We start from the raw sequence: 7,316 nt of genomic DNA, 5'->3' as shown, positions 1-7,316 counted from the left end.
CCGCCCGGACTGGTGCCGCCGCCGTTATCGCCGCCGCCCGGACTGGTGCCGCCGCCGTTATCGCCGCCGCCCGGACTGGTGCCGCCGCCGTTGTCCCCGCCGCCCGGACTGGTGCCGCCACCCGGATTATCCGGATTGCTGCCGCCGCCGGGAATGCCGTTATTGTCATCGCCACCACCACCGCCGCCACCACCGGAGGCAGCAGCAATACCGATGATGCCGCCGACCGCCGCAATACCGCCAAGAACGGCCAGCGCTGAGATACCGCTCGCGCCTACCAGTGAATCCATGCCGACATCCGCATAGGTGGGCACAATGGCTTCCGCCGTCGCCGGGCCAGCCTCCGCCGCGTAGGGGAATACCGCGTGGTGGGTGCCGAGATTGTCATCAAAGACCAGTTGGCTGTGCAGGCCATCTTCGTTAAGCTCAAAGAAACTTTGGTAGCGAACAGTTGTCCCATCTTTCATATGGACAATCAGGTCATTTCCCTGGCGCTCATAGAAGTTCACTGACTCAGGTGAAGCATTAATCCGGACAATACTGGTTTCAGTCAGATTAACAACGCGGTCACTATTCTGCGCATATTGCGCGACCACATTGCCAGTTTTTTGATTTATTATATCCACGGAACCGGGAAGGCTATTTTGCGGGGCCATAATATTTCACCTCAAGCGCCAGAGTAATAAATGGTGATGCCACCAACAATTATTCAGGCACAGGAAGGCACGCACCGTTTTTTGTTGGCGATGATAAAAAGTCTTGCTAAACGTTTTTTAAGCGAAGCTTAAGTTATTGATTTATCTACAACTCATCAATTTATCGCCTTTTACAAGGTTAAAACGGTGTTAATAAAACATATAAGCAAGGTTCGCTGTTTAAGCAAATATCGGCATCACAATTTCTGGCAAATTTTATGAAAACAAAATATATCCTGCGTTTTTTTAAGTAACTATTAAGCCGCGCTTAAATACCGTTATAAGTTATTAAATGTAATTTAAATAATCCTTTTGCAGAATGAATTATTAACCGTGTATGATATATAGTGTTTTTCGCTTTTATTAACAAAATAAACGCCAGCGGGTAAAAACCGTTTCAGCAGATGTAAAGTAGCGTAAACGCGGGCTGCTCATACTTTGCGCAACCACAGGTAGCACAAAAGTCGCAGCGATATGGACTGGTATGCAGCGTCATAAATCTGTTATACTTGCGCTAACACATTGGGGCTGATTCTGGATTCGACGGGATTTGCGAAACCCAAGGTGCATGCCGAGGGGCGGTTGGCCTCGTAAAAAGCCGCAAAAAATAGTCGCAAACGACGAAAACTACGCTTTAGCAGCTTAATAACCTGCTTAGAGCCCTCTCTCCCTAGCTTCCGCTCTTAAGACGGGGATTCAAGAGAGGTCAAACCCAAAAGAGATCGCGTGGATGCCTTGCCTGGGGTTGAAGCGTTAAATCTAATCAGGCTAGTCTGGTAGTGGCGTGTCTGTCCGCAGGTGCCAGGCGAATGTAAAGACTGACTAAGCATGTAGTACCGAGGATGTAGGAATTTCGGACGCGGGTTCAACTCCCGCCAGCTCCACCAATTTTTGATATATTGAAGTTCAGTGAAGTCTATCAAGCCCGCATGGAACCAGCCTTGCGGGCTTTTTTACGTCTATAGTAGTCTACCGAGAATTGCTAGAATCTACTCGTTATGGCACCCTTTTTGGGACCCAACACAAAGGGTCCAAACATGAGGGTCCCAAACATGGCAAAAATCGCTAAGAAGCTCACTGACACTGAAATCAAAAGCACCAAACCTGCCGAGAAAGAGGTTAACCTTTTTGACGGCGATGGTTTGCTCCTGCGAATCGCCCCCTTGGCGAAGGGAGGAAAGAAAAATTGGTATTTCAGATATGCAGTGCCTGTGACCAAAAAGCGAACTAAGGTAAGCTTAGGAACCTATCCTTACCTTACACTTGCGAAGGCACGAGCTTTACGTGATGAGTACTTGTCGTTGCTTGCAAATGGTATAGACCCACAAGTTCATAACACCCGCAAAGCCAATGCCCTTAAGGATGCCACGGAACATACATTTCAAGCAGTAGCCAAGAAGTGGCTTGATGAGAAAGTCAAAACGTCAGGCATCTCCCAGGATCATGCTAACGACATCTGGCGAAGCCTAGAGAGAAATATCTTTCCAACGTTGGGTGATACCCCCATTAAGGAGATTCGCCCTAAAATGCTTAAACAGCATTTAGAACCCATAGAAAAACGAGGTGTCCTTGAAACACTTCGCCGCATCATATCCCGCCTGAATGAAATTTTCCGCTATGCAGCAACAGAAGAACTCATAGAATTCAATCCGGCTGACAACCTGGGGAAACGGTTTAGCAAGCCAAAAAAACAGAATATGCCAGCATTACCCCCTTCCGAACTCCCCCGCTTCCTGGTTGCTTTAAACAATGCTTCTGTCCGTTTAGAAACAAGGCTACTGATTGAGTGGCAACTTCTCACATGGGTTCGCCCTGGTGAAGCTGTTCGCACAAGATGGTCAGATATTGATATAGAAACCGGCATGTGGAACATCCCGGCGGAGTTTATGAAAATGAAGAAACCTCACAAAGTTCCACTGAGCAAAGAAGCTTTGCGAGTCTTGGATTCAATGAAAGCCATCAGCGGGCATAGAGAGTGGGTTTTTCCCAGTATCAAAGCTCCACTCAATCACATGCATGAACAAACAGCTAATGCGGCTATAATCCGTATGGGCTTCGGAGGTGAGCTTGTAGCTCATGGTATGCGATCAATCGCCAGAACGGCTGCTGAGGAGTGTGGCAAGTTTAGAACTGATGTCTTAGAAGCCGCCCTTGCCCACTCGAAAAAAGATGAAATAATTGCAGCATACAATCGTGCAGAGTATCTCACAGAACGTGTGGTTCTCATGCAATGGTGGAGTGACTATGTTTCGTCTCAAAAATACAAAGTTATTGCCGCATAACTTTTCCATGTTGGGTTAACTATCTTGATTTATTTGAAGAATTAATGATCACACCATTAACCTATGTGGACTAAGCATAGCCATTTACGAATGGGTACCTTGAGGCCAAATAACGAAAGCTGTCGGTCATATCAGCTAAATAATTCACATCTCTTCTCGATTATCATACACCTCGAAGATCTACCAAATTCGCTCTAATCAATGATAAAACAGTTGAATTCGGTTAAAATTTGATCAATTTTATCCTCTACATTGTATTGAATCATCCATGAGGTTTCGTGCATGGCTAGCGAAAATGACAAAAATCATAGAGTTAGGGTCGCGCAGTACTTGAGGATGTCTACCGACCATCAGCAATATTCTTTACATAATCAGTCCGAATATATCAAAGATTATGCTGAAAAGAACAATATGGAAATCGCTTATACCTACGATGATGCAGGTAAGAGCGGAGTCAGTATCGTAGGCAGGCATTCTTTGCAGCAGTTACTTAGCGATGTAGAACAAAAGAGAATAGATATACAGGCTGTATTATTTTATGATGTGAGCCGTTTTGGTCGTTTTCAAAATAGTGATGAAGCGGCATATTATTCCTTTCTATTTGAGAGAAATGGTGTAGATCTTATATATTGTTCCGAACCTATACCCACTAAAGATTTCCCTTTAGAGTCCTCTGTTATACTGAATATAAAAAGATCTAGTGCTGCATATCACAGCAGGAATTTATCTGAAAAGGTATTTATAGGGCAAGTAAATTTAATAAAGCTTGGTTATCATCAAGGCGGTATGGCTGGTTATGGGCTGAGACGTCTTTTAGTAGACGAAAATGGCATAGCTAAAGAAATATTGAGTTTCCGCAAAAGAAAGAGTATTCAAACAGATAGGGTAATATTAATTCCGGGACCAAAAAATGAAATAAAAATTGTAAATAGAATATATGATCTCTTTATAGATAATAATGTCCCAGAATTCATTATTGCTGAGAGATTAAATGAACAGAACATACCTGCAGAAAATGGAACATTATGGACTCGTGCAAAAATACATCAAATTTTGACAAATGAAAAATATATTGGAAACAACATATATAACAAAACCTCATCTAAACTAAAAAGTAGGCTTGTAAAAAACCCCAAACATGAATGGGTTAGATGTGACAAGGCATATAAACCTATTATTTCAAAGAAAAAATACAATAAAGCTCAAGAAATAATTCAGCTCCGATCCATTCATTTGACTAATGAAGATCTATTAGAAAAACTAAAACAAAAATTAGAATCTAATGGAAAACTATCAGGCTTTATCATTGATGAAGATGATACAGGCCCTTCATCTTCTGTTTATAGAACCCGATTTGGTGGTCTTTTAAGAGCATATACTTTGATTGGTTATAAGCCAGAACATGATTACAGCTATCTCAAAATAAATGAAGCACTAAGATCATTTTACTCAGAGATAATTGAGGATTTTAAGGGTGAAATTTTAAAAGTAACTGTCATATAGACGAGTATAAATATGCCCCAATGCTTTACATCAATGATGAGTTTTTAATTTCCGTCCTTGTTACTAAATGCATACATATGAAATCAGGTAAACTTAGATGGAAAGTCCGGTTTGATAACTCACAGAAAGCAGACATAACAATTGTTATACGAATGAATTCACAAAATATTTCACCTCTTGATTTTTATATCATACCAAAGATTGAAAACGAATATAATAAAATGTGCATGACGGAAACAAACAACATTCGATTAGATCTCTATAGATTTGATAATCTTGATAAACTTCTACAAATTATTACTCGCATGAAAGTGAGGGAACTATATGCTGCCTGAAAAAAATGAATTCCCAATAATTCAAATTGAGATTGCAAAAATAAAATTTCTTAACCCACGAACAAGAAATAAGCTAGTGCATGAAGAAATAAAGGAAAGCATAAAAAAAGAGGATTAAGCAAGCCTATAAGCGTAAGAGCTATTGATGAAGGCGATTTCAAATATGCTTTAATTTGTGGTCAAGGGAGAATAGAGGCTCTCGTTGCATTAGGTGAAACTATTATTCCAGCAATTATAAGAGATGTATCAGAAGAAGATGCTTACGTTATGAGTTTAGTTGAAAACATTGCAAGGAGAAGACCACGTTCTAATGAGTTATTACAGGTGATTAAAGACATGAAAATCAGAGGGCTTTCAGACTCCGAAATAAGTGAGATTACTGGATATTCATCGAACTGGGTGAGCAGTATTAATATGCTACTTGATAAAGGAGAGCATAAACTTCTCTCAGCAGTCGAACGGGGTAATTTGCCTCTGTATCTCGCAGTGCAATTTGCAAGATGTGAAACTGAGGAAGCACAAGATATTCTTACCGAAGCATATGATAAAAAATTAATAAAAAGTCGGGACATTATAAAGATAAAACACATTCTAAATCAAAGAACAGTTGGGAATAAAGGTGCAAAAGCAGCCGGATTTTATTATCACAAACCATCAAAAAGGATGACTGCAGAGGAGTTGATTGAGCTTTATGAAAATAGTATCGCTGAACATAAATCTGTTTATAACAACTCAAAATTCATAAAAACCAACCTACTAATAGTAAATGAGATTTTTAACATCATAATGATGAATAAAAGCTTTCAACATATACTTGAACAAGAGAATCTTTCAGAACTACCATCTCAGATATTAACCCCTGTAAACAAAGAGATATTAAAATGATTCAGATACGTTTTGGCGATAATTTTATTTTCCTGGAAACTAATAAGTTAATTCCATCTAAGGAATTATTAGAAAACGTAAAGCGAAGCCATAAATATCATCAAATAGTTACCTCTATCGAAAGCTTAGGTATTATTGAACCAATAATAGTATTCTATGACAAAGATAAAGATGTCACTAAGATACTTGATGGCCATTTAAGGGTTGAGGCTTTAAAAGACTTAGGTATAGAAAAAGCTCCATGTATACTTTCGAGCATAGATGATGCTTTCACTCCTAACAAACAAGTGAATCATATAAATGTAGTTGAAGAACATAGAATGATAATTAAGTCTCTGGCAAAAGTATCAATTGAAAAACTTAGTGCTGCTTTGGGCATATCTGTTGATGCCATAAAAGATAAAGCGAATGTGATGAACGGCATAGATCCAAGTGTAATTGCGAAACTTTCTGATAAACCTATACCTAAGGCTACATTTGACGTTTTGAGGAAAATGAAGCCAATTCGCCAAATTGAAGCAGTCGGTACAATGATTAATTTTGATAATTATAGTAAAAAATTTGCAATGAGTATCTTGGATGCAACACCGGCATCGATGATAGTAAATAAAGGGAAAAACACTCCCTATAAAAAGGACATAAAAAAAACCATACTTCGTCTGGAACAAGAAATGGCAACAACTTCGGAAGAAACGAAAAAGCTTCAAACCGAGTATGGTTCAGATATGTTGAAATTCGTTATAATCCAGTCATATATTAATAAATTACTTGGCAACTCTAAAGTTCTTCATTGGTTCTTAGAAAACGAGGTTGATTATCTTAATGAGTTAAAAAGAATTTCTAGAATAAATTCTTTGGATGATAAGACTCTTACTGAAAACAGCAAGTCATAGTCATGGTTTTATATAGCCTAAATAAACCAAGAAGTATACTTACACAACGACCTTCACGCCGAAGAAGCTGTCAGATACGCCAGCAACCAAAGCATTACGTTTAAGTGTCAGTCATTGATACGAAGGGATAACTGCGTATCAGCAGCCGGACATTGAGTCGAATAAAGGCTGGTAGAGAGGGACAGTTCTGTGTCACCGGCAGATTAGTCAGAAACATCAGCGGCAGAACAGATGAACCAGCAATTGGTAGTGCACAGAAAACTCTCCAGTATTTAATTATTCAACTTAACACTAAAAAATCACATAGTTAATATCATAATTTTCTTTGGTCTACGTATGCGAGAGATATTGTGGCTTTAACCGGGTATTAGGAGTCGTTTCAGATAAAAGATGTTCTTCGATTCGACTGGACTTGGTAATAGCAATAAGTAATCGTTAATATTGAAGGACGAAAGGCTACTTCAAAACAAAGTAACCTTTCCAATATTCCCATATATGGGACAAGTGGTACATTAACTGCACATAGTGCAGGATACATATGACATAAAACTTTTTATTTATGGCATACATTATAAATAACTTGTATTTTATGAATGTCAATAGGTTCTTGTTTAATACTTTTAAAATAATTAATTGATTGTTTTTATTATAGCTTCGCTTGTACAAGCGAAGATCCTATTGTTCTTGAATGAATAATGCCAATTATAAGAGAAGCAAGGGCTA

Annotated in this window: 3 protein-coding genes, 1 other RNA gene and 2 pseudogenes; 5 read left to right on the top strand and 1 reads right to left on the bottom strand. The window is 39.3% G+C overall.

What is annotated here, in order from left to right; all coding sequences use genetic code 11:
• The coding region (locus ENTHG_RS25320; RefSeq protein ID WP_122959179.1) for a BapA prefix-like domain-containing protein at nt 1-656 on the bottom strand (656 nt) is incomplete at its 3' end.
• 563 nt (nt 657-1,219) lie between these two features.
• Here ENTHG_RS25320 and ssrA point away from each other — a divergent pair.
• From ssrA to ENTHG_RS13930, 5 genes and pseudogenes are all read left to right on the top strand, one after another.
• Nucleotides 1,220-1,582, top strand: a transfer-messenger RNA (tmRNA) gene (ssrA, locus tag ENTHG_RS24325).
• Nucleotides 1,583-1,747: 165 nt separating this feature from the next.
• Nucleotides 1,748-2,977 (top strand): integrase domain-containing protein, encoded by a 1,230-nt coding sequence (locus ENTHG_RS13945; protein ID WP_044180745.1) that lies wholly within the window; start codon nt 1,748-1,750, stop codon nt 2,975-2,977.
• A 282-nt stretch (nt 2,978-3,259) separates the two neighbouring features.
• Nucleotides 3,260-4,815, top strand: a pseudogene (locus tag ENTHG_RS13940) (recombinase family protein).
• Nucleotides 4,805-5,700: pseudogene (locus ENTHG_RS13935) on the top strand (ParB/RepB/Spo0J family partition protein). Before ENTHG_RS13940 ends, ENTHG_RS13935 begins: the two co-directional pseudogenes overlap by 11 nt.
• Nucleotides 5,697-6,593, top strand: coding sequence for a ParB/RepB/Spo0J family partition protein (locus tag ENTHG_RS13930; protein ID WP_044180594.1), 897 nt, complete (start codon nt 5,697-5,699; stop codon nt 6,591-6,593). The pseudogene ENTHG_RS13935 and the gene ENTHG_RS13930 overlap by 4 nt, the downstream one beginning before the upstream one ends.
• The last annotated feature ends 723 nt before the right edge of the window (nt 6,594-7,316 follow it).

Source organism: Phytobacter massiliensis JC163 (genome assembly GCF_000321045.1).
In the GTDB taxonomy this organism is placed as follows: Bacteria; Pseudomonadota; Gammaproteobacteria; order Enterobacterales; family Enterobacteriaceae; genus Phytobacter_A; species Phytobacter_A massiliensis.
This window is presented reverse-complemented; position numbering and strand designations above follow the sequence as displayed.

Coding starts and splice junctions, on each gene's coding strand:
- ENTHG_RS13945 (WP_044180745.1), top strand. CDS start 1,748: ATGGCAAAAATCGCTAAGAAGCTCACTGACACTGAAATCAAAAGCACC.
- ENTHG_RS13930 (WP_044180594.1), top strand. CDS start 5,697: ATGATTCAGATACGTTTTGGCGATAATTTTATTTTCCTGGAAACTAAT.